Annotated in this window: 14 protein-coding genes; 6 read left to right on the top strand and 8 right to left on the bottom strand. The window is 64.6% G+C overall.

Annotated elements, in window-relative coordinates; translation table 11 throughout:
- Positions 1–230: 230 nt before the first annotated feature.
- From DMA15_RS20070 to DMA15_RS20040, 7 genes are all read right to left on the bottom strand, one after another.
- Positions 231–1,040 (bottom strand): hypothetical protein, encoded by an 810-nt coding sequence (locus DMA15_RS20070; protein ID WP_240659867.1) that lies wholly within the window; start codon positions 1,038–1,040, stop codon positions 231–233.
- Positions 1,041–1,228: 188 nt separating this feature from the next.
- Positions 1,229–2,251, bottom strand: a complete 1,023-nt coding sequence (locus DMA15_RS20065; protein ID WP_125514175.1) for a glycosyltransferase — start codon at positions 2,249–2,251, stop codon at positions 1,229–1,231.
- 1 nt (position 2,252) lies between these two features.
- Complete coding sequence (gene serS, locus DMA15_RS20060; RefSeq protein WP_125514174.1) at positions 2,253–3,545, bottom strand: serine--tRNA ligase; 1,293 nt, start codon at positions 3,543–3,545, stop codon at positions 2,253–2,255.
- Positions 3,538–4,248, bottom strand: coding sequence for a histidine phosphatase family protein (locus tag DMA15_RS20055; RefSeq protein WP_125514173.1), 711 nt, complete (start codon positions 4,246–4,248; stop codon positions 3,538–3,540). Before DMA15_RS20055 ends, serS begins: the two co-directional genes overlap by 8 nt.
- The gene (locus DMA15_RS20050) at positions 4,245–5,171 is read right to left on the bottom strand and encodes an aminoglycoside phosphotransferase family protein (protein WP_125514172.1); all 927 of its coding nucleotides are present in this window, start codon (positions 5,169–5,171) and stop codon (positions 4,245–4,247) included. The genes DMA15_RS20055 and DMA15_RS20050 overlap by 4 nt, the downstream gene beginning before the upstream one ends.
- Positions 5,171–6,421, bottom strand: coding sequence for a methionine adenosyltransferase (locus tag DMA15_RS20045; RefSeq protein ID WP_125514171.1), 1,251 nt, complete (start codon positions 6,419–6,421; stop codon positions 5,171–5,173). Before DMA15_RS20045 ends, DMA15_RS20050 begins: the two co-directional genes overlap by 1 nt.
- A 79-nt stretch (positions 6,422–6,500) precedes the next feature.
- Positions 6,501–7,394 carry an aminoglycoside phosphotransferase family protein gene (locus DMA15_RS20040; protein ID WP_125514170.1) on the bottom strand — a complete coding sequence of 298 codons (894 nt, stop codon included), beginning with the start codon at positions 7,392–7,394 and terminating at the stop codon, positions 6,501–6,503.
- Between the two features lie 215 nt (positions 7,395–7,609).
- Here DMA15_RS20040 and DMA15_RS20035 point away from each other — a divergent pair, with 215 nt between their 5' ends.
- Positions 7,610–8,830, top strand: a complete 1,221-nt coding sequence (locus DMA15_RS20035; RefSeq protein ID WP_125514169.1) for a helix-turn-helix transcriptional regulator — start codon at positions 7,610–7,612, stop codon at positions 8,828–8,830.
- A gap of 10 nt (positions 8,831–8,840) precedes the next feature.
- Entirely contained in the window at positions 8,841–9,323 is a 483-nt protein-coding gene (locus DMA15_RS20030; RefSeq protein WP_164551794.1) for an NUDIX hydrolase, read from the top strand.
- 117 nt (positions 9,324–9,440) lie between these two features.
- Here the strand turns inward: DMA15_RS20030 and DMA15_RS20025 are convergent, their stop codons facing one another.
- Positions 9,441–11,135 (bottom strand): TIGR04141 family sporadically distributed protein, encoded by a 1,695-nt coding sequence (locus DMA15_RS20025; protein ID WP_125514168.1) that lies wholly within the window; start codon positions 11,133–11,135, stop codon positions 9,441–9,443.
- A gap of 530 nt (positions 11,136–11,665) precedes the next feature.
- Between DMA15_RS20025 and DMA15_RS20015 the strand changes: the two genes are divergently transcribed.
- From DMA15_RS20015 to DMA15_RS20000, 4 genes are read left to right on the top strand one after another with little or no spacing between them, the layout of a single operon-like run.
- Positions 11,666–13,441, top strand: coding sequence for an N-6 DNA methylase (locus tag DMA15_RS20015; protein WP_125514166.1), 1,776 nt, complete (start codon positions 11,666–11,668; stop codon positions 13,439–13,441).
- Positions 13,438–15,411, top strand: a complete 1,974-nt coding sequence (locus tag DMA15_RS20010) for a class I SAM-dependent DNA methyltransferase (protein WP_125514165.1) — start codon at positions 13,438–13,440, stop codon at positions 15,409–15,411. The genes DMA15_RS20015 and DMA15_RS20010 overlap by 4 nt, the downstream gene beginning before the upstream one ends.
- Positions 15,408–16,679, top strand: a complete 1,272-nt coding sequence (locus tag DMA15_RS20005; protein ID WP_125514164.1) for a restriction endonuclease subunit S — start codon at positions 15,408–15,410, stop codon at positions 16,677–16,679. Before DMA15_RS20010 ends, DMA15_RS20005 begins: the two co-directional genes overlap by 4 nt.
- Positions 16,676–19,822, top strand: a complete 3,147-nt coding sequence (locus DMA15_RS20000) for a DEAD/DEAH box helicase family protein (RefSeq protein ID WP_125514163.1) — start codon at positions 16,676–16,678, stop codon at positions 19,820–19,822. The genes DMA15_RS20005 and DMA15_RS20000 overlap by 4 nt, the downstream gene beginning before the upstream one ends.
- Positions 19,823–19,872 lie beyond the last annotated feature (50 nt).

The following is a 19,872-nucleotide window of genomic DNA, read 5'->3' as shown; positions in this document are numbered from 1 at the left end:
GACAACTGGTGTCCGTCGACAGCGAACTCAGTCCGCGGCTCTCCTTGCCATCCAATCCAGTCGCCGCAGGTCGCAGCACTCGCAAGGCGGGCGGTGCCACGCAACCGCGTTGCCAGTGAAGTGAGTCCGCGCAGGTCACGGCGTTCCGCTGGACTGACCGCTGTCCGGGAACAACTGGCGAAGGACAGATTTGCCCCGGTAAGCGGACTCGACTCACTGGAGGTCTTCCTTCAGATGCCCAGTTCCTCCTCGATCGCCATGGTCACGGCTGGCCATGGGACCTTCGGTTCACCGAACAGTCGCCAATAGCGGTACGACGCGCGAACCAGGGAGCTGACGCCCAACCTCGCCGCACCTGGATCGATCGTTCCGATCACCCGGCGGGTGATCCCGCCGGCTCCGCGCGCTGCGGGACGGACACCGTGTGCAAGGAGGAGAGTGGCCGTGCGGACGGCGTCCAGGGTCGGCGGGGGCGCCAGGGACGCGAACTGGCCGAAGACGAGTTCCCTCCACCTCAGCCTCGTCCTCGCCCAGGCCAGCCGTTCCAGCCCGGTGCCGAGGTCTACGGCCATGCGCGCGGGGTTGTCGGCATTCCAAAGAAGGACGATGTCGCCGAGAGGCAGATCGAGGTGGTTGAAGCGAAGGGTGATGCCTTCGACTTGGCGGCGCCGCCATGCTGCCAGCTTGCCGTTGATGCTGATGTGGCGCGCGTGGAAACCCAGTCGCGACAGCACGCTGAGCCAGCCGTCCAGGATCCCCCCGTACTCGTCGATGCACTGAATCGGCTGGACGCGGGAGACGTTGACGAACGAGGTCAGAAACCCTTCCCGGAGATCGCCCGTTGCGTCACGTTGCCCGGTGAAACGGACAACAGGCTGGGGCAGGAAGCCACTGCGGTAGGTCACCGGACGCCCGTCCTTGAGGAAGAGGTCAAGGGCTTGGACGGCCGAGATCGTCAGCTCGGTCTCACGGCCCCACCGAACTGGCAGGCAGGGCTCCTGTGGGGCGCCATGGGCCGCGAAACCCACCTTGAGCCCCACCAGCAGTTCCTCCCAGGACGGGGACCGACGAGGCGGAGAGTACGGCGACGCCCTGTGGGGATGCTCGATCGCGACCCTCCCCTCGGAAACAGTGAACTCCCAGTGGGATCCCATGGCTTGACGGAGGGCCGCAAGTAAGCGGGCTTCCGAATGGGACGAAGTCCCGAGCACGAGTTCCCCGGGCCTACTCAGCATGACCGGGTCGACATCGCCGTGAAGTGGCGGGCTGGATCGAAGCGATGCATCCCGGTCTCCTGGACCTCTTTGTGGTTGAGATCCTGGGCCTGTTCGATCGCGACGGCGAGAAGCTCCGCTGCTGTCTCGTCGTCCTCTGCGGGATCAGCCACCGTGACCACGCCCGTCCGATCGCACAGGGCCGCCTCGGCGCAGGTCCCTTCGCGCCAAGTGAGCGCGGCTATGGGGGTACCGGCGCGGAGGGACTCACCGAAGACGGCTGCGCCGGCTTCCACGTACGTACGGGCGTAGGTGTAGACGAAGACGGATGCGTCACGGATGGCGGCGGTCTTAGCCGGGCCGCCGATTTCGCCGATCCACTTCACGTGGTCCGCACTGAAGAGACGTTCATGGCGTCGTACGTATGCCTCGTCGAAGACGGGGCCGACTACCCGTATCCGGCGGCCAAGGATCTGGGCTGCTCGGACAGCGAGGTGCGGTGCCTTCTCCTCGTCGATTCGGCCAAGCCACACAAGGTCGCTGCCAGCAACGGTCGACGGCTCCTCCTCATCCAGGCCGAGGTGAACGGCGAGTTCGGTGATCGGCTGGTGCTCCGCGTACCGCTCGATCATCTCGGGCGAATAGCAGTAGAGCCGTGACCGCCTGCCATCGAAGGCCGCGTCGGCGTGCTGGAAGACGGGCGAGTGCTGGAAGGTGGCGACGTCACAGTCCAGCTCGTTCCACTTGCGCGTCCAGGCCGGCAGGGACGGGTATTCGTGCCCCACGACCAAGAGGTCGTATCCAGTGTCGCGAAGCTCGCGCTCGGCGAGCGATCCGGCGGTGATGTCCTCTAGGCGGACCGGCCGACGAACCCAGTCGTTCTCCAGGTCCGTGAGCCAGCCCGGCCCAAGAAGGTGTACGTCGGCGCCTGCGGCTCGGGCGCCTACGGCGACCGCCCACAGCCATCGTTCGATCCCGCCGTAGCCGGCGGGTGGAAAGGCGTAGCTACCAGGGAAGTCGCAGACGCCGACGAGCACGTTATGCCTCCGGTGTTCCGTCCGCCGAGATCCGGCGGAAGCCGAGGTACGGGACGAGCGATTCGGGCAGGACGATGGAGCCGTCCTGCTGCTGGCACTGCTCAAGGAGAGCGGCCAGGGTGCGGCCGACGGGGAGACCGGAGCCGTTGAGCGTGGCGACGAGCTTGGGCTTGCCGCCCTCACCGCGGGTCCGGATGTTCGCCCGGCGGGCCTGGAAGGTGCCGAAGTTGGAGACCGAGGAGATCTCTCGGTACGTGTTCTGGCTCGGGATCCAGACCTCGATGTCGTACGTGAGCTGAGCGGAGAAGCCCGTGTCACCAGCTGCCAGCTTGACGACGCGGTAGGCGAGGCCGAGTTCCTTCAGGCACGCCTCGGCGTGGCCGACCATCGTCTCCAGCGTGGTGTTCGCGTCCGCGGGGTCGACCATCTGGACGATCTCCACCTTGGCGAACTGGTGCTGACGAATCAGGCCCCTGGTGTCGCGGCCGTACGACCCGGCTTCGGACCGGAAGCACGGCGTGTGGGCGGTGAGCGCCAGCGGCAGCTCAGCCGGCGGGATGATCTCGTCGGCGTAGAGGTTGGTCAGCGGCACCTCGGCCGTCGGGATCAGGAACAGCTCGCGGTCGGCGACGCCGGTCTTGAACAGGTCCTCCTCGAACTTCGGCAGCTGCCCCGTGCCGGTCATCGTCTTGCGGGTGACCAGGTACGGGACCGCGTGCTCGACGTATCCGTGACGACGGGTGTGCAGGTCGAGGAAGAGTGTGGCCAGGGCACGCTCCAGCGCTGCTCCGGCGCCGCGCGAGACCGCGAAGCGCGGGCCGGACAGCTTCGTCGCCCGAGCGAAGTCGAGGATGCCGGTGGCCTCGCCGAGGTCGACGTGGTCCTTCGGCTCGAACGGGAAGGCCGGCGGAGTGCCGACCCGTCGGACCTCTTCCGCGAAATCCTCGGAGTCGCCGTCGGGGGCCGCGTCGTCCGGCAGGTTCGGGATGCTGAGGAGGAGGTCGCGGAGCTGCTCCTCGACCTGCACCTGCCCGGCCTCGATGTCCCGGATCTGGTCCTTCAGCTCGCGGGCGCGCTCCTTCAGCTTGGAGATGTCGCCGCCCTGCTTGGCCGTCTGCTGGACCTCACTCGCCACCCGCTTGGACTCAGCCCGCAGCTCGTCGGCCGAGCGGATGTTCTGGTTGCGCCGAGACTGGAGGGACTCCAGCTCGGACAGGTCCAGAGAGTAACCGCGACGAGCGAGCCGACGAACCGCTTCGGCACCCATTTCGATTAGGGCGCGGGCATCATGCATGAGGAAGATCCTTTTGATCCGGCTGGTGGGATACGGAATCGACCGTAGCAACCGCCGAGCCCTCACCGATCCGGAATATGTCCGCGCCACCGCGGTCAGCACGACCTCCGGGAACGTCCCTGTCGAGATCACTCATCAGCGCCGTGATCCAGTCCGGCAGCTCGTCGTCAGGTATGGCGATCGGCTCGACGTACGGCGCCTCCGGGAAGAAGAGCGGCATGGCCTCCTTCGGAGATCGGTTCTGATGCCAGAGGAGCACGGAGGCCAAAAGGCCGTGGCCTACGAGAACGCGGGGTCCGGGTCGCTCCAGGGTGGCGAGCAATCCGGTGAGCATCCTCCGGATGCCGGCGCGCTGGGACTCGGTGCCACCCGCAGGCCGCTCGTTCGGCCCCTGGCCGTCAAGCCAGACCGCGTACTCCAGGAACGGGCGGCCCTCGAACTCTCCGTAGTCGAGTTCATTCAGGCGAGGGTCGATGACCAGTTCCGCCGCCGGCACGCCCATCAGCAGAGAAGCAGTCTGCTGGGCACGCGGGAATTCGCTGGTCAGCCACGTCCGCACGGTGTGGAGGGGGAGGGTGGACCAGCCCAGGCCCAGTGATTGCCGACCCTCCTCGGTCAGGTGGATGGGTTGGGACGGGTCGCCGTTGACGAGGTACCGCTTGCTGTAGTTCGTCTGACCGTGGCGGAGGGCGTAGGTGGTCACGAGCCCCTCCTCGGGGTCGACGCGGAAAGGCCGGCGAGCACTCCCGCCATCTGCGGTGCTCTCGGGTCCCCGGCCTCCAGGTAGTAGAGGAGTCCGTCGAGGGCCAGCGCTCTGCACCACGGCGCGAGTACGGGAATGGGGATCCGCGAGATCCGGGCGGCAGCGGCCAGCCGCCCGTCGGTCCCGTGTCCAAGGTCGTAGTAGACGGTCCAGAAGGCCCAGTCGAATGCCGCGTCGCCCAGCATGGGCAGCGGATCGAGCAGGCGCGGGTGGCCCAGCCAGTCGCATGGCACGTTCTCCCGATACAGGTCCGCGTGCAAGACAGTTGTCCTGCCTGCGTCTTCCTGCAGTCCGGAGAGCGCCGGGAGCGCGGCGTCGACGAGCAGACGCCATGTGTCGAGGTCGAGCGTCTCCATCCGTCGCCGGATCCGCGGCAGCATCTCCGTGCCGAGGTGGTCGGTGAGCAGCGGGAAGCTGTTCGGTCGCCTTCGGCGCTGGCCGAGGGTGTGCAGCCCCTGAAGGGCAGCCGCCACCAGCTGAACCTCGCACTCTGGCCGCTCGGCGCCACCAGGGCGCCCTCCCACCAGCTCCAGGGCGGCCACCGCCAGGTCGTCAGCGGCCTCGATGACGTCCGCCGTCGGTCCGCCGGCCCACAGCCGCAGTGCACTCACTTCGTGGCGATACCGGGTGGGGTCGGTCCATGCCTTGAGGAGTAGCGGACGCCCGTCGAGGGCGGTCGCTGTCACGATCACCGAGGCGTGTCCGGCGTCGTGATAGTCGCCGAGGGACAACTGCCAGCATTCGGCGGCCTGTTCCAGCAGGGCCGGTGCTGCGTCCAGCCACGCCTGGGCTTCCGGCCCGTAGTGCGCGAGTAGCCGCTGTCGGCACCCTGCGGGAACCTCTCCGAGCGTCCGCATCACCATCAGCTCAGCACGATCCCGTCGGAAACCAGCTCGTCCGTCAGGGCCGGGAACTCGCCGAGCGCCTCGGTGACCAGGGCCTGTACCTTGTCCACCTCGACGTCGGGAGAGGACAGGCGGACGAGGACACGCCAGGGCTGATCGAGTCGCTGCCCGGTCGTGCTCACCAGGTGAACCTCGGCGTGCCCCTCGGTCGCCTCGTGGAGCCGGGTGGCGAGTCGCTGCGCGGCGACGTTGTACAGCTTGCCGACGTGGTAGACGGGGTTCTTGCCGTTGGCGCCCTCAAGGTTCATCGGCCGCAACGGTGTGATCAGCCCGTTGACCCGGTTTCCTCGCCCCACAACGCCTTCATCACCGGACTCGATCGAACTGCCGGTGTAGGTGAGGTACAGCTCGTCCTTCTCCGGAACGTCGCGAGCATTCAGCCGGAAGCGCGCGTCCGCTCCAGGCAGCCGGAGGCCAGCGAGGCGGTGGCACTCGGCGAGGACGGTCTCCGCGTTGCGGACGTACTCCGCCCGGCTGGCAACGTGACGCGACTTCTGGGGGACGCACAGCACGATGTCGGCCTGGGCTCCGTCCCAGTAGCCCATGAGTTTGACGTCCGATCCGCACCAGGCGTGGGCGAGCGTGAACTCGCTCTTCCCGGAGAAGTAGTCCACCAGTTCCCGTACGAACGACTCGAAGGGGTTCTCCGGCGCCCAGCCAGTGCCGAGGGACGTGTCGTTGGAGAGCCGTACCCGCCGCTCGCGGAGATCTTCGACGGAGCGCGGGTTGAACCAGCGGGTGCGGTCGGGCACCCCGTCGCCGGTGAGTACAGCACCCGGGCTCGAATTGCTGGTGATGTTGAAGACGATGTCGAGGTGGGCCGAGACCTCGGGCAGTCGCTCGGCGAAGAACGCCCGAACCTCGGCCTCCACTATGTCCTCGACCGGTATCCGCTCGCCGCCGCACAACGGCGCGGCCCTCCCATTGACCAGGACCCGCACCGGCGATGTCATCCGACCGGCGCCGTACCGCACCTCGCTGGCTCCACCGAGGAGGGCGAGCTTGTCGAAGTTGTGGTGCAGTACGGCGCCGAAGTGCTGAACGGTGTAGCGGCTGTAGGCGCGGGACAACCGCTCGGCGAGATGGTCGGCCAGGGTGTCCGGATGGCCGAGGCCCTTGCGTTCCACGATGGTCGTCGCGTCCGGCTGGGCCATGCCGGTGTCGATGACGATGTGGCTGTTGTCGATGGTCGTGCTCGTACGAGGCATCACGAACTCCCGTTCGGGGTGGGTAGAAGGGGATGAGCGCAGGCGTCAGCACGCCTGGACGAACGGTGGAGCGGACGATTCAGCGAGGGACGTCGGCAGCGCGGAGGAGCGCGACCGTCTGAGCGAGTGACCGGTACGCGGAGGCCACCTGTTCCTCGGCAGCGAGTCGATAGACGTCGTGGGCGGTGATGAGGTCGATGTCCTGCGTCCGACGGCGATCGAGCCAGAGGAGCAGGCGCCAGGCCAGGACCGGCCCGCTGAACGGCAACCGGATCAGGAGATCGACCGGGACGCGTGCGGGCGGCATGCCCCCGTACAGCAGGTCGCGTACGAAGTGGAAGACCACGTCGGTGTAGTCGAGTACGGCCTGTCCGCAGGCGCTCGCCTCCCAGTCGACGACATGCAGGCGCCCGCCGTCGACGAGTAGGTGCTCGGGCTTGAGGTCACCATGCAGGTGAACGACCGGATGGGAATCGATCGGTTGGAGGGCCTCCCCCAGCACCGACCACCAAGGCAGCGACCGGCAGCGAGGAGAGAACTGATCGAGCAGGAACTGGTGCGAGGAAACGACACCGGCTCGTCGAGCTTCCCAGCCAGATCCGGGAGTGGCGTCGGCAACAGGCCGGTGCAGCCTGCGACTCACAGCCACGACGTGACCGATGTACTCCTCAATCGCTGAGTGCGTGCTTACCGAGCACGGCGTCCCATCCACCACCCGGAATGCCGTCCAAGACCCTGCCTCATCGTTTCCCGTGGCCAGGACGGCTGGGACCGCGATACCCAACGGGGCAGCGCGCTCGACCGTCGCGACCTCGCGCTGGCGCCGGCCTTCGGGGTCGATGCCCACGTAGATCTTCAACAAAGCACTGCCGTCCGTGGCGAACCGCGTTCTGGAGTACGGCTTGAGAGCTGCCGGGCCGAACGGGCCGAGACCCTGCTCGGTCCACGGCTCCGCCGAATTCGTGCTGCGCACCCTCCACACCCCCAGTCCGTATCAGCGAGCCGTGCCCTGCTCCCATGTGAGAAGCAGGACCGATCACCAAAGCCTGCCGAAGCGAAGGGAGTTGACCACATTGCCCGGCGGCCTTTTCGATCTACTGCGACAGTAGGTACGGCACCCCGCATCACCCCGGAAAATCCTTCCGGGGTCGATTCCGGCCACGAGGTGATGCTCAGGACATGCGAGGGATGACAGAGAACCTGACCATCGGCGAGCGCGTCGCCTGGTACCGGCGCCGACGCGGCCTCTCCCAAGAAGTCCTGGCCGGCCTTGTCGGGCGGACCACGGACTGGCTGAGCAAAGCGGAGAACAATCGGATCGAGCTCGACCGGCTCTCGGTGATCACCTCACTCGCCGAGGCCCTCGACGTCTCCCTCGGAGACCTGCTCGCCGAACCGACCCTCATGGAGTGGTCGAACGACAGCGGCCGCCGCACGGTCCCCGCCCTGCGCGAAGCCCTCATGGACTACAAGCAGCTCACGCCGCTGCTCGTACCTCCGCCCGATGACGAACCGCCCGCCCTGAAGGACCTTCGGGCCAACGTGAAGGAGATCCTCGACGCCTATCAGGCGTCTCGCTACGGCTTCGCCACGCGACGCCTTCCCCTCGTACTGGCCGATGCCCTCGCCGCATCCCGCGGGTACTCGGGGCGTAATAGGGAGGAGGCACATGCCCTACTCGCCCTGACCTACCAAGGCGCGGCCATGGTGTTGGGCAAGGTCGGGGAGTCGGAGCTGGCATGGATCGCCGCCGACCGCGGCCTGGCGGCCGCGCAGCACAGCGGCCAGAGCGCGGTGACGGGCTCGCTCTTCCGGGCGGTCACACACTGCCTGCTGGCCACCGGGCGCTTCACCCCGGCGGTCCAACTGGTGAACGATGCGGCGGCGGTGATGCAGCCCGGCCTGGACACCGCGAACGACGAATACCTCTCGGTCTACGGCACCCTCTTCCTCGCCGGCGCCATGGCAGCCGCCCGAGCGGAGGACCGGGCGACGACGCAGACCTTCCTTCGAGAAGCCGACGAAGCCGCACAGCGGCTAGGCACCGATGCCAACCACCTGTGGACGGCCTTCGGCCCGACGAACGTGGCCATCCACTGCGTCGCTACCGCCGGAGAGCTCGGAGACATCCAGATAGCGGCGGACCTCGGACAACGCATCGACACCAGCGGCTTGCCGGTGGAACGCCGCGTGAGGCACAACCTGGAAGTCGCCCGAGCACTCAGCGCCTGGAACCGGACCGACGAAGCCCTGGCCACCCTGCTGGACGCCGAACAGGCTGCCCCCGAGCAGGTGCGCCACCACTACCTGAGCCGGGAACTGGTCATCGGCTGGATCCGAGGTACCCGAGGCCGCCCGTCCCAGCCGGTGGCAGACCTGGCACGCAGGCTCGGCGTCGTCGGCGGTTAGAGTCCGTCCCGTGAGTGAGAACGAGCACGAAGCGAAGATGGCCCACCCGCGCATGGCAGCCGGCGCACTCTTCTTCGACGACGCCGACCGAGTCCTGCTCGTCGAACCCTCGTACAAGGACTACCGCGACGTCCCCGGCGGATACGTCGAGCATGGGGAGTCTCCCCGACAAGCCTGCGTACGCGAAGTCCACGAAGAGCTGGGTATCAAGCCACACATCGGCCGCCTGCTCGTCGTGGACTGGGCACCGAATCCAGGAGAGGGAGACAAGGTCCTTTACCTCTTCGACGGCGGCCGTCTCAGCGCGGACCAGCGCCAGAAAATCGCGTTGCAGGCCGACGAGCTCCGCAGCTACGACTTCCACGACGCCGAGCAGCTGCCAGAGCTCACTATCCCCCGCCTCGTACGTCGGATCACCGCCGGGATCAAGGCACGCGCCGACGGTACAACTGCGTACCTGGAACACGGGCAGTGCCTAGAAGCCGAGGGCTGACAAGCGAGCAAACATGATGTTCGTCGGCAGACGGTGAGCACTCAGGCTGGATGCCCCAGGTGAGATCAGCCGCGGCTTCGAGATGGCCCTGAGCTCGGCTGAGCCTGCGCGCGGCGGCTACGCCGCAATCCGCCGGATCCCGGTCGAGGTGACGGTCGGCGAAGTGGAGGCGATGCCGACGACCTCGACCTCAACACCCCACGCTTCGAGCGTCCTGGCCGCCTGCACCAGAGTGACCTGCGAGAACGGGAACAGGGTGTCTGCGGTGAGGTCGGTGCCGTCCTTCAGCAAGATCGCGAAGACGACCTTCAACGGCCGGAAGCCTTCCGGCAGGCCGCGTCCGTTCCGGGCCGCGACCACCTTCTCGGCGAACCGTTCCCGCCCCTCCGGGGAGTTCCGCAGAGTCTGTACAGCAACGAGCGCCTGGCTGAAGAGATGGCTCAGTGCGTCGGAGCCCTTGGCGCGCTTCACCATCACCAGGACGTTGTCCGGGCTCAGCAGATCGCAGATCTCCACGCCGTTCCCGCGGTGCAGCGTGGTCTGAACGTTGTCACGGTCGAAGCAGACGTACCCAGGCCGCTGGTCCGGCACGGACTCGTTGTAGGTGCGCTCCTTCTCTCCGAGGACCCACGGGGGCAAGTCTACGGACGGGGAGTCGGTGATCAGCCGCTCGGTGTGAGAGCGGATCCCCTTCAAATACGCCTGGTCGATCTCATACCAGTGCTCGTCCATCAGAAAGAACCGGTGGGAGTCGAGGGACACTTCCACTTCGATCCACCGGAGCGCACTGGACGTCCAGATCTCGTCGGCCCGGTCGGCGCGGCTGTGCTGGTAGAGAGCGACAGTTCCTTCCCGGAGTGCGGTCACGCGCTTGCCGGCACGCTGGATCCGGGCCCGACTGAGGACGTAGTCGAGGTTGAAGTCGTCGGTCGGCTGGCTGGCCGCGTCACTGTTGATCCTGGCCCTGAATGCCCGGGCCGCCGCATAGTCGTCCCAATGGTCGGCGGGGACGGCGACGCTGATCCTCCCGTCAGGCTCCTGACCCAAGAGGTGATCGAGGACAGCCTCCAGGCGAGTAGCAAGGTCGGGATCGTCGACGGGCACGACATGCTCGACGAACTCCAGCCCAGGGCTCGGCTTCTCCTCGCGCAGCACGCGGGCGATCGCGCGGATGTCAGCGATCAGGTCGGTGCCCTCTACACCGAGCCGCATACGCAGACCAGCACCGCCCTCGGCGCTGGAGATCTTCGCCGGGTTGTCCCGGGAGATCGTGAGCGGGATGTTGTCCAGGTGACCGCCGAGGCGGCGCACAATCTGGGCGTGCTCGACGATGCCCAGGCTCCACACCGAGGCCCCGCTCGGGATCAGGGTGATGTCGGTGCGCCCTCCGCCCGGAGTGTGCGACACCAGGTCCCGGATCTTCCCGGGGTCCACCCGGCGGGACGCGAAGCTCAGCCCGAAGCGGTGGTCTTTCAGGCGGTCGGGCACCAGGCGGAAGCCCTGGTCGTAGCCGATGGCGTACACCTCGCCGTCGACGGCGACCACCAGCAGCCCGGCCGAACGGTTGACCGGCCGTGACACCTCGATACCTGTCGTACGGAAGATCTCGTCGCACCAGCTCGCGACGGGCTGCTCGAAGCTGCCGGTGACCAGAACCGCCGGTACACCGAGGTTCTCGGGGAAGTCGAAATCCGCGTAGACCTTCTCCAGCTGGTTCGGGTCCAGGGCGTCGAACATTGCATCGACAGTCGGGGCGACGCTCCGGAGCCGGTAAAGGGTCCGCTTGGAAGTACTGGATGTGCTGGCTGCCATGGCGCCACTCCCTGGATGGGCTGTGGATAAGGACGTATGGGTGTGGAGAACCCCGCAGGTCCGGGGCAGCGCCGTGCGCCGTACAACGCGGTTGCTGCGGTGCTTCAGTGCAGGGTCGAGCTCTTCGGGAATGCGAGGCGGAGCGCTGGATCAGTGACTGCGAGTGATCCTCGGCGTTGCGGAGTGATCACGGCGCGGCGCGGCAGAGGTCAGGTGCCAGCAGTGGCAGCGCGGGCAGTGGTATGACCGCACCAGCTCCTTGGCACGGGCATCGCCTCGCGACCGGACGACAGCGAGGCCCAGATCCGCCGCGACCCGGTCCGCGAACCAGACCTTGCCGCAGGACTTCTGCCGCCGAGAGCGAGGGGAAAGGGCTCGGTGTGTAACGCGTGCGATGCGCTGATGGTGCACGAGGTCCTCCTGTGCCTTTGAGCGGTCCTGGTGGATCCTAGAATGTGTACACAGACGCCTACTGTCAACAGTGCTCACATATTCTTGCCGTGGCGATGGTGCGCCGCTAGAGTTGCCCCATGAGCCCGGATGAGCGCGATGAGATGACAGCGGCCGCGATCGCACGCCTGGCAGGCGTCAGCCGCGCCGCCGTGTCGAACTGGCGGCGTCGTTATCCGGAGTTTCCGAAGCCTGTCGGCGATGGCTCTGGTAGCCCGAAGTTCTCTCGGGCTGCGGTCGAAGCCTGGCTGAAGTCGACGGGTAAGGCAGACCAGTTGGCCACGGCAGGCCAAACCGAGACTGGCACCCAACGCGTCCACGGTGCCGTGCAGTCGCCGGAAGGCAAGGAAGACGAACTGGCAGGGCTCGTACAGCAAGTGCCCCAGGAGCGCGCCATCACCGACCTGACCGCGGGGCAGTTGCTGGCAAGGGTGATGGTGTCGCTTCTACCGCGCTCGACGGCCAGCGAGGAACCCGTGGATGTCGGCAATACCGACTCGCACATCGTGCTCGATCCCGCGTGCGCCAACGGAACAGTGCTAACAGCCGCTGCCGACCGCTTCGGCGACCACGTCAAGCTTGTCGGTCAGGAGATCGAGGAATCGGCAGCCTCCGCTGCAGCATCGAGTTTGCGACACAGCGCTCGGGGTGTGCCGTACGAGATCCAGACCGGAGATTCACTGCTGAACAACCGCCTCGGCGCCTATCTGGGCGCAGCCAGAGCCATTGTCTGCGAGCCCCCTTTCGACATCCCGCAGTGGCCGTCGGAGGAACTCGCTACGGATCCACGTTGGAGGTTCGGCACTCCGGCACCACGCGACGGCGAACTGGTTTGGGTGCAGCACTGCTACGCGCACCTGCGCCCGCTCGGTGTGGCCGTCATCGCTGTCTCGCCACGTACCTGCATCCAGCCGTCCGGACGTGACATCCGGGCAAGGCTGGTGCGTTCCGGCGTTCTGCGTGACGTGATCGCACTGCCCAAGGCAATGGGGTCGTTGCCCGGCACCGACGTGTACCTCTGGGTTCTCCAACGCCCCTACGGCTCGTCAGCCCGAACGGCTGTGCGCATGATCGACCTGTCTGGATTGGTCGATGCAGCCGATGTCCCCTGCGAATACGCAGCCTGGGAGCGGCTTTATACAGATGCTGACCCGAGCATCTCCCGCGCTGTTCCCCGGTTGGACCTACTCGACGGTGACGTCGATCTGCGGCCTTCCCGCTATGTAGCGGCGCGGGTTGAAGCGGGGGCCGAGGACCTCGTCCATATGACCGATCGGTTGAAGACTCTCTACTCCGAGGTGGGCCGGATAGGCATGCCATCCTTTCCCGCCACCGTGTCTCCACCCGTCCACGCCCACGTCACCATTGGCGAACTGGAACGTGTGGGAGCACTGACGATTCACTCTCGCGACACCCCTCCCCGGCCCGGAGATCTACTGGTGAGAACCCTTGGCCGGCCACCAGTTGTCGCGACTGGCGCAGAGGAAGACGGACTTGGTATCGCGCAGGTTGTGGAATTGGATGCGGACCGTCTGGACGCACACTTCGTCGCGATCTTCCTGCAAACCGATGCCAACTCAGTGCCAGTGACCAACACGCTCGGCGTACTCAGCCGCGACGACCTGCGCCGCTGCCGCATCCCCCGTATACCTCTCGCAGAGCAGCGACGCTACGGCGACGCGTTCCGCCGCTTGCAGGAGCTACAAGAGGCGCTGTCGACGCTGGCGAGGGTTAGCGCGAACGTGATCGACCAGACCATTCATGGTCTCACTGTCGGCGTTCTGGCCCCGGACCAACCCTCGCTGAAGAACACTAATGCCCTCCACACAACCGAAGGTGAGACGAGCAAGCTATGACATCCGGACCCACGCACTCCAAGATGGCAAGTGACATCTGGGCGGTCGCCGACCTCCTACGCGGCGACTACAAGCGCCATGAGTACGGACAGGTGATCCTGCCGTTCACACTTCTGCGCCGCCTCGACGCTGTGATGGCACCAACGCGGGACGCCGTCCGCAAGCGAGACGCCTCACTCGACGTCCAGAACAAGGAGCGCTTGCTGGAGATCGCAGCCAAGCTGCCGTTCTACAACACCTCCGACCAGGACTTCACGACAATCGCCGCAGACGCGCCGAGCACTGCCAAGAACCTGCGCGACTACATCAACGGATTCTCACCGAACGTGCGCAGGATCCTGGCCCGCTTCGATCTGGACAACGAGATCACCAGGCTGGCAAGCGCGAAGATCCTTTACAAGGTCGTCGGTAGGTTCGCCGAGATGCGCGACCTCGACAAGCTGTCCAACCACGACATGGGCTACGTCTTCGAGCATCTGATCCGCAAGTTCGCCGAAGACTCCAACGAGACCGCCGGTGAGCACTTCACCCCGCGCGAAGTCATCAAGCTGATGGTCAACCTGTTGATCGCTCCGGACGCCGACACAGTTGCCGGCGAGGGCCAGGTCATCAACATCCTGGACCCAGCCTGTGGAACCGGTGGCATGCTGACTGCGGCTGAAGACCACATCAAGTCGATCAACCCCAAGGCCGAGGTGTACCTGTTCGGCCAGGAAGTCAACGCAGAATCATGGGCGGTCTGCCAGTCAGACATGCTCATGCGGAATCAACGCGGCCGCATCCACTACGGCAACTCCTTCAGTGACGACGGCCATCCGGACCAGAAGTTCGACTACATGTTGGCCAATCCGCCCTTCGGCGTGGAGTGGAAAAAGGTCAAGGATGAGGTAGAGGCTGAGGCGGAACTCGGTCACGCTGGCCGTTTCGGCGCCGGCACACCCCGCATCAATGACGGATCTTTTCTGTTCCTTCAGCACATGATCTCGAAGATGGAACCGGTCGAGGGTAAAGGTGCCCGGCTGGCGATCGTCTTCAACGGCTCCCCTCTTTTCACCGGCGCGGCCGATTCTGGTGAGTCCAGGATCCGCCAGTGGATCCTGGAGAACGATTGGCTAGAGGGGATTGTCGCCCTGCCGGACCAGCTATTCTACAACACCGGCATCTCCACGTATTTCTGGATCCTGTCCAACCGCAAGGACACTAAATTCCGGAACAAGGTGATCTTGCTCGACGCCCGCGACCAGTGGGAGAAGATGCGCAAGTCTTTCGGCAATAAGCGAAAGCAGATTACCGATGCGCAGATCAAGCGCATTACGGACTTGTACGTCGACGCCGTCAAGGTGGCCGCTGACACTGACCACCCAGACCACGACAAGGTAAAGATCTTCAGCACCCGCGACTTCGGCTACCAGCGCATCACTGTCGAGCGCCCACTCAAGCTGCGCTTCGAGATTACCGAGGACACTCTCGCCGCGCTGGAGAACGCGAAGGCGCTTGCCAAGTGGGATGGGCACGAGGCACTGGTCGAGGCGGCCCGGAGCCTGGCGGGCTCGACGTGGTGGACCAAGAAAGAGGCAGCAGATGCACTGCATTCTGCTGTTGCAGGGGCCGGGGCAATCTGGCCGAGCAAGGCACCCCTCTTGAAGAGCCTGTGGGGTGCGGTTTCGGTGTCGGACCCGGAGGGAGAGGTCCAGAAGGCAAAAGACGGGGAAGTTTTGCCGGACCCAGATCTTCGTGACTACGAAAACGTTCCACTGAATGAGGAAATTGACACGTATTTCGCTCGCGAAGTCACACCGCATGTCCCGGACGCATGGATTGACTACGAAAAGACGAAGATCGGTTATGAGATCCCGTTCACGCGACACTTTTACGTGTACACCCCCCCGAGGCCGTTGACGGAGATCGATGCGGAGCTGCGGGAGCTTGAATCCCAGATTCAGAAGCTGCTTGGCGAGGTGACGGGATGACAACAGAAACCAGCCTTGGGCACCTGCCAGCAAATTGGAGTTCTGAGCGAGCCAAATGGCTACTGGGAAGACAGCTGCGCCAACCCCGCCCCGATGATGGCGTTGTGACAGCTTTCCGAGATGGTCAAGTTACACTCAGGGCAAATCGGCGGGTCGATGGATTCACCGAAGCAGTCCAGGAAATTGGCTACCAAGGAATCCGCAGAGGTGATCTAGTAGTACATTCGATGGATGGCTTTGCGGGAGCCATTGGAATCTCAGACGCTGATGGCAAATGCTCACCCGTGGTGCACGCGTACCAGGCAAAAGGCGATGCAGATCTGCGATATATCGCGTACGTTTTGCGCAGTATGGCATCTTCGGGATACGTAGAATCATTGGCTAAGGGAATTAGGGAGCGCTCGACCTCCTTCGATTCAGCCACCCTGGCAAATCTAGTACTCCCCCATCCGCCACTTATCGAGCAGCAAAGAATCGCGGATTTTCTCGACGCCGAGACGAACCGGATCCACCGCTTGGCCGGATTGCGCACTTCTCAACTGGAAAAGATCAGCACACGCGTACAGAGTCACCTTTCCCAGGTGGCTAAATCGCTAGAGATTAAGCATGGGACGGTGAGAGTTCGGCACGTTCTACAGAAGATCGAGCAAGGTTGGTCACCTCAGTGCGAAGATCGACCAACCGACGAAGGTGAATGGGGGGTCGTCAAAGCCGGCTGTGTGAATGGTGGCACTTTCGACGCAAGTCAGCACAAAGCGCTACCTCCCGAAACTCAACCCGAGCTTCGCTATAGCCTGCGCTCCGGCGACCTGCTCATGTCTCGCGCAAGCGGATCCGTTGATTTGATCGGCAGCATCGCCGTTCTCCCGGAAGACCTACCACCTCAATTGCTGCTTTGCGATAAGGTCTACCGCCTTCGAATGGACCGCACCCGAATGACGCCAGAATTTGTTGCTTTCATGCTCGGCACGCATCAAGTGCGCGAGCTAATTAAGCTCGGAATTTCTGGCGCTGACGGCATGGCAAATAACTTGCCTACCGCAACGGTAACCAAGTTGCCCCTACCGGATGCGCCGCTTACAGATCAGGCACGGGTTGTCAACGACCTCAATGACCGCCGGAGGTCAGGCAACGCCGCGAAACAGGCATTGGTTGACCAGCTCGCGCTCCTCAAGGAACACCGCCTAGCTCTGATCACTGCCGCCGTAACCGGCCAATTCGACGTCACGACCGCGAGCGGTCGGTCCCTACCTGGGAGTGCTGTATGACGCCTGGAGCTCACACCGAGCCCATCTTCGAGTCCCGCATCGAGGCCGAACTACTCACGCGCGGCTGGTCGCCGGCGCAGGGTACGTTCAACGCTGAGCTGGGCATCGACACCGGCGAGTTGTACCGGTTCATCGGCGCCACACAGCAGAACGGCTGGAACCGGCTCATCGAGCTGTACGGTGGCGACCCGTCCACCACTCAGCGGCAGTTCGCCCAGCGCCTCGCCTCCGAGATTGACGCACGCGGCGTGCTCGACGTGCTGCGCCAAGGTGTGCGCGACCGAGGCGTCCAGATTGACCTGGCCTACTTCCGCCCCGGTCACACACTGGCCGCTGACGCCCTAGCTGAGTACAACGCAAACGTGCTGACGGTCGCACGGCAGCTGCACTACAGCGCGCGTGATCCCCTTCTATCCCTGGACATGGCCTTCTTCGTCAATGGCCTTCCTGTGGCCACTATTGAGCTGAAAAATCCGAACACTCGCCAGAACGCCGACCATGCCATCGCTCAGTACCGACGCCGCGACCCGAACGATGTGTTCTTCGCCAAACGAACACTCGTCCACTTCGCAATCGATCCGGACCGCGTCTTCGTCGCTACCCGTCTGCGCGGCCGTGATACACAGTTCCTGCCCTTCAATGTCGGCTCCAACGGTCCAGGTGTGTCCGGAGGCGCTGGAAACCCGTCGGCTGCCCCAGGCTCTTACAGCGTCGCCTACCTCTGGGAACAGATCTGGCCGCGCGACAGCTGGCTGGAGATCCTGCACCGTTTCATTCACGTGCAGGTTCCGGACAAAAAGGGTGCGAAGACAAGCCCGCACACCTCGCCTCGCATCTTCCCTCGCTACCACCAGTGGGATGCGGTGCAGAAGATGATCGCGCATGCGCAGGCGCACGGGGCAGGCCAGAACTACCTGGTCCAACATTCGGCCGGCTCGGGTAAGTCGAACACCATTGCCTGGCTGTCGCACCGCCTCTCCAACCTTTTCGATGCGAGCAACCAGCCGGTCTTCCACAAGACGATCGTGATCACGGACCGCGTCGTTCTCGACAGGCAACTCCAGAGGACCATCTTCCAGTTCGATCACACGCCCGGTGTCGTCAAGAAGATCGACGAGGATTCGAACCAGCTGGCAAAGGCCCTTGACGATTCCACATCGAAGATCGTCATCAGCACACTGCAGATGTACCCGTTCGTACTCAAGAAGATCGCCGACCTGAGGCTAGCCGGCAAGCGCTACGCAGTCATCATTGACGAGGCGCACTCGTCTCAGGGCGGAGAGTCGGCGATCCAGCTCAAGCAGGCGCTCGGAGCCAATGCACAACCGCGGGAGGAGGACGAGGACGACGCGGAGTACATGACGCGCGTGCGTGGCAAGCAGCCGAACCTGTCGTACTTCGCCTTCACCGCTACCCCCAAGTCGCCGACGCTGAAGCTATTCGGCACCTTCGATCCGGAGAGGGTGAACCCGCGAACCGGTGAACAGGGCATGCACGTGCCCTTCCACATCTACTCCATGCGGCAGGCGATCGACGAGGGCTACATCCTCGACGTACTGGCCAACTACATCACGTACGACACCAAATGGCGGCTGCGTAACGCGGCCGTTGAACAGGTGGAGTCACGCATCTCCAACCCGGACGTCGACGAAGCGAAGGCGAAGGCGAAGCTGGTCCGCTTCGCCGAGCAGCACCCGAAATCGCTAGAGCAGAAGGCGAAGCTGATCGTCGACGACTTCCGTGAGAACATCGCAGGACGGCTTGGGGGCCGGGCCAAGACGATGGTCGTCACCGGAAGTCGGCAGCACGCGCTCGACCTATACCAGGCGATCCGCAACTACGTCACCCTGTGCGGTTTCACCGACTGCGGGACACTTGTCGCCTTCTCTGGTCAGCTCAAGGACGAGGCGGCAGGTCTGGAGTTCACCGAAGCTCAGCTCAACGGTTTCCCGGAAGGCCAGCTACCGGACCGGTTCGGCTACACCAAGGCGGACGACCCACAGGCAGTTGCACGTGACCAGGACGAGTACCGCCTGCTGGTCGTCGCGGAGAAGTACCAGACCGGCTTCGACCAACCGCTGCTGTGTGGGATGTACGTGGACAAGCCGCTGACCGGGGTTGCCGCCGTGCAGACACTCTCCCGACTCAACCGGATCCATCCAATGAAGTCACAGGACGACGTTCACATCCTGGACTTCGTCAACAACGCTGCCGACATCCAAGCTGCATTCGAGGACTGGTTCGAGACGACAATCACGGAGCCAAGCGATCCGAACCTGCTCTACACCAAGCAGCGGGAAGTGATGGACTACGCGCTGCTGGTCGCCTCCGAAATGGAGGCATTCATCAGGGTCTTGGCCCAGGCCGGGCCCGGTCGAATGCCGGAGGCTGCTGAGCGGAAGCTGCATGCCGAGCTACATGAGTATCTCAAGCCAGCAATTGACCGCTTCGTCGCTCTCGACACCGATGACGAGCGGGAAGGCTTCCGGTCCGCCATGCAGAACTACGTCCGCGCCTATAGCCTCATCGCGCAGATCGTCGACTGGGGCGATAAGGACCTGGAGCGTCTCTACCAGTACGGCAGGGTTCTGCTGATCCGGCTGCCGGGACGGCCGTCAACATCGGTCGACATAGGCGATGCGGACCTGAGCCACTTCCGACTGGAGTTCACAGGGCGGCACAACGTCTCGCTGTCGGCGGTGGGCGACCGAGACGTACGCGGACATGCCGCTGATGGCGGCGGCTTCCGGGAGCCGGAGATGAAACCCCTGTCGGAGATCATCGAAGAGCTGAACGACCGGTTCGGGCTGGAACTCGGTACTTCCGACCAGATCCTCGTCTACCAGCAGGTCGTCGGCCTCGTCGAGGACACGGGGATGCAGCAGATCGCCCTCATGAACGACGAGGCCCGTTTCGGGCAGGTGGCCGATGACCGGCTCGATGACATCGTCGCCGAGAACGCCGAACGCAATACAGACTTCGTGAAGCTTTACTTCGACAACAACGAGTTCCGGAAGGCGATCAAGGAAGCGGCTCGGAAGCGCGCCTACCGCATCATTACGGAACCTGTTCGCGACGAGGCTCTGGCCCGACTGCGCGCCGAGATGAGCCGGGAGACCGGCAGACAGGCGCGCGACGAATGATCACCCCGGCGGGTAGACACCCAGGCGAATTAACCGGGCAAATCCCACTC

Origin of the sequence: Streptomyces sp. WAC 01529, from assembly GCF_003945545.1 — a bacterium.
Classification (GTDB): Bacteria; Actinomycetota; Actinomycetes; order Streptomycetales; family Streptomycetaceae; genus Streptomyces; species Streptomyces anatolicus.
The sequence above is the reverse complement of the archived record's forward strand: the minus strand, read 5'-3'. Positions and strand labels throughout refer to the sequence as shown.

What these genes read in the sequence shown, in the direction of transcription:
- serS (WP_125514174.1), bottom strand. Translation starts at nt 3,545, where the DNA reads ATGCATGATGCCCGCGCCCTAATCGAAATGGGTGCCGAAGCGGTTCGT.
- DMA15_RS20050 (WP_125514172.1), bottom strand. Translation starts at nt 5,171, where the DNA reads ATGGTGATGCGGACGCTCGGAGAGGTTCCCGCAGGGTGCCGACAGCGG.
- DMA15_RS20045 (WP_125514171.1), bottom strand. Translation starts at nt 6,421, where the DNA reads ATGCCTCGTACGAGCACGACCATCGACAACAGCCACATCGTCATCGAC.
- DMA15_RS20035 (WP_125514169.1), top strand. Translation starts at nt 7,610, where the DNA reads ATGACAGAGAACCTGACCATCGGCGAGCGCGTCGCCTGGTACCGGCGC.
- DMA15_RS20025 (WP_125514168.1), bottom strand. Translation starts at nt 11,135, where the DNA reads ATGGCAGCCAGCACATCCAGTACTTCCAAGCGGACCCTTTACCGGCTC.
- DMA15_RS20015 (WP_125514166.1), top strand. Translation starts at nt 11,666, where the DNA reads ATGAGCCCGGATGAGCGCGATGAGATGACAGCGGCCGCGATCGCACGC.
- DMA15_RS20010 (WP_125514165.1), top strand. Translation starts at nt 13,438, where the DNA reads ATGACATCCGGACCCACGCACTCCAAGATGGCAAGTGACATCTGGGCG.
- DMA15_RS20005 (WP_125514164.1), top strand. Translation starts at nt 15,408, where the DNA reads ATGACAACAGAAACCAGCCTTGGGCACCTGCCAGCAAATTGGAGTTCT.
- DMA15_RS20000 (WP_125514163.1), top strand. Translation starts at nt 16,676, where the DNA reads ATGACGCCTGGAGCTCACACCGAGCCCATCTTCGAGTCCCGCATCGAG.